2 protein-coding genes are annotated in these 1,834 nt (G+C 60.4%); both read left to right on the top strand.

What is annotated here, in order from left to right; translation table 11 throughout:
• Window positions 1–83: 83 nt before the first annotated feature.
• Window positions 84–713 (top strand): 30S ribosomal protein S4, encoded by a 630-nt coding sequence (gene rpsD, locus ACFMO7_RS04580; RefSeq protein WP_376794345.1) that lies wholly within the window; start codon window positions 84–86, stop codon window positions 711–713.
• A gap of 71 nt (window positions 714–784) precedes the next feature.
• Complete coding sequence (locus tag ACFMO7_RS04575; RefSeq protein WP_376794344.1) at window positions 785–1,774, top strand: DNA-directed RNA polymerase subunit alpha; 990 nt, start codon at window positions 785–787, stop codon at window positions 1,772–1,774.
• Window positions 1,775–1,834: the final 60 nt, after the last annotated feature.

Raw genomic sequence — 1,834 nt, 5'->3', positions numbered from 1 at the left:
CCGCACAATGGCTGCCGACCGCCGAAGAGGCGTCGTGTGTAGGTGCGCTGTGCGATTGGACGTGTGAGGAGGATGAGCTAAAGATGGCACGCTATACAGGCCCTGTTTGCAAGCTGTGCAGACGTGAGGGGGTCAAGCTGTTTCTGAAGGGCGAGAAGTGCCTGACGAACTGTACGCTGGAGCGGCGCAACACCCGACCCGGACAGCATGGCGGCAGCCGCCAGCGCAAGCTTTCGGGCTATGGCGCGCAGCTGCGCGAGAAGCAGAAGATTCGCCGCACCTACGGCGTGCTGGAGCGCCAGTTCCGCCGCCACTATAACGAGGCCCTGCGCCGCCCGGGCCGCACGGGCGAGAACCTGCTCCAGATTCTAGAGATGCGTTTGGATAACCTGGTCTACCGCCTGGGCTTTGCCGACTCGCGGGCGCAGGCGCGCCAGTTGGTCTCGCATGGCCATTTTGAGGTCAATGGGCGCAAGACCGATATCCCCTCGTTTGTGGCCAAGCCTGGGGACGTGATCAGCGTGCGTGAGCACAGCAAGGGGCTGGAGTACTTTAAGACGCGCGCCCTGCAGCTTTCGCAGAAGGCCGTGCCGGGCTGGCTCAGCCTGGACATCGCCAATATGAGCGGGCGCGTGCTCTCGCTGCCGTCCCGTACCGATCTTGAACTGCCTTTTGAAGAGCAAATGGTGGTTGAGTATTATCAGGTTCGTTAGTCAGGCGAAGCAAGTCGAACAGAGCAAAGCTGTTGTAGGCGGTGGTAGTACAAGAAAGGCAGGTTAGAACCTTGCAAGACATCACTCTGCCTTCGCGCATCAGGAATACGAAAACCCAGGGCAATTACGGGTGCTTCGACATTGAGCCGCTGGAGGCGGGGTACGGCGTCACGGTGGGCAATGCCCTGCGACGTGTGCTCCTGTCGTCGTTGCCGGGTGCGGCGGTGACGTCGATCCGCATCGAGGGGGTCCAGCACGAGTTTCAGGATATCCCCAACGTCATGGAGGATGTCACCGATATCGTGCTCAATATCAAGAAGCTGCGCCTGCGCAGCTTCTCGGACCACCCGGTGACGATGCACCTGAACGTCTCCGGCGAGCGCGTGGTGACGGCGGCGGACATCACGGCGCCCAGCACGGTAGAGATCGTCAATCCCGATCTCTACATCGCCACGCTGGATAACGAGAACGCGCGTCTCGATATGGAGATGGTCGTCGAGACCGGGCGTGGCTACGTCCCCGCCGACTCCAAGGAGGATCAGCCCATCGGCGTCATCCCGGTCGATGCCATCTACTCCCCGGTCGAAAAGGTGAATTTCACCGTGGAGCATACGCGCGTCGGTCAGATGACCAACTTTGAAAAGGTCGTTCTGGAGATCTGGACCGACGGCACGATTACGCCCGAGGAGGCTCTGCGGCAGGGGGCCGATATCCTGGTGCGTCTCTTCTCGCAGCTCGCCAACTACCATACGACCCTGACGACCGAGCAGGAGAAGCCGCCGCTGAGCAGTCTGCCGATTCCTCAGAAGATCTACGATACGCCGATTGAAGAGCTTGATCTCTCGGTGCGCGCTTATAACTGCTTGAAGCGCAGCAATATTACGAAGGTCGGCCAGATCCTCTCGATGAATGAGGAAGATCTGCTGGGCGTGCGTAACTTTGGCGAGAAGAGCTTGCAGGAGTTGCGCGATCGCCTGATCGCGCGCAACTTCCTCCCGACGAATCTGCGCGCCAGCACGGTCGGGGCCGAGATGAACGGCGATCACGAAAGGGAGGGTTAGTTAAGTTGAGGCATCGTGTTGCCGGTAATAAGCTGGGAATGCCGGAGCACCGCCGCCGCG

Source organism: Thermogemmatispora sp. (genome assembly GCF_042408735.1).
Classification (GTDB): Bacteria; Chloroflexota; Ktedonobacteria; order Ktedonobacterales; family Ktedonobacteraceae; genus Thermogemmatispora.
This window is presented reverse-complemented; position numbering and strand designations above follow the sequence as displayed.